This window comes from Mucilaginibacter sp. A5337, assembly GCF_059690695.1.
The window spans coordinates 1-1,109 of sequence record NZ_JCAWEC010000023.1 but is presented as its reverse complement, the minus strand read 5'-3'; the positions used below and the strand labels follow the sequence as shown (position 1 = coordinate 1,109).

1 protein-coding gene is annotated in these 1,109 nt (G+C 43.8%); it reads left to right on the top strand.

Features of this window, described 5'->3' with window-relative positions; genetic code table 11:
• The first annotated feature begins 88 nt into the window (after positions 1 to 88).
• Entirely contained in the window at positions 89 to 1,057 is a 969-nt protein-coding gene (locus AC59JO_RS29535) for an ABC transporter permease (protein ID WP_413670189.1), read from the top strand.
• Positions 1,058 to 1,109 lie beyond the last annotated feature (52 nt).

Genomic DNA, 1,109 nt, shown 5'->3' with positions numbered 1-1,109 from the left:
GATGTGATCGGTGTCAATCAAAAAAATTATGGACTCGACGATATTTACCAGAAATATTTTGAATCAAATAGTACTAAAAATACAAGCTATGAAAAGTCAATCTCTTGATCCGGGGCCTTTTGGTGTTATGATTCATAAGGAAATAGCGGATCATATACGCAGCTGGCGCTTCAGCATATTGATTGCGCTTATTGTGCTTACTTTTATCGCCGCGATGTACGTATCGCTGGCGAATATCAAATCAGCAATAGGAAATACAAAAGATCCTGATCACCTTTTTTTATACCTGAAATTGTTAACGACAACGGACAATTCCATCCCGCCATTTCATGTGTTCCTGAGTTTTCTGGCACCGTTGCTGGGCATCAGTTTAGGGTTTGACGCGGTTAATTCCGAGCAGAACAGCGGTACCTTAACCCGCCTGATGGCGCAGCCCATCTACCGGGATAATTTGCTGCTGGCCAAATTTGTGAGCGCATTGGTTATTGTTAGCGGTTTATTTTTTGCATTGGCTTTGCTGATGATAGGAGGAGGGTTAGTACTGACTGGCGTGCGTATGGAGCCGCAGGAATTGCTTCGCATACTGGGGTTTATTGTGATCACTATTGCTTATGTGGCTTTCTGGTTGAGCTTATCTATCATGCTTTCCATCTTGTTTAAGCAAGCCGCAACTTCCGCGCTTACGGCAATCGGAGTTTGGTTATTCTTCACGATATTTTACCAGATCGTTATTAACCTTATTGTCAAGTCCTTCTTACCTGATCCGGCTTATCTTACCCAAGCCGAGATCATTAGTTATAACGATCTTATCTTGAATCTGCAACGTATCGCTCCGAACCAGCTTTACTCAGATGCAGTTACCACTTTACTGATGCCTTCCGTTCGCAGCCTTGGTCCGGTAACCATGGAGCAAATGGCGGGCGCTATACCGGCTCCGCTGCCGTTTAAGGAAAGTGTCATGATCGTATGGCCGCAAGTAAGCGGTTTAATGGCATCAACGGTAGGCTGTTTTGCATTTGCTTATTACTTTTTTATGCGGCGTGAGATACGCAGCTGATGAGAGATCAAATGGTGTAAGAAGTATGGGAAAGTAAACCCTGTTTGATTTG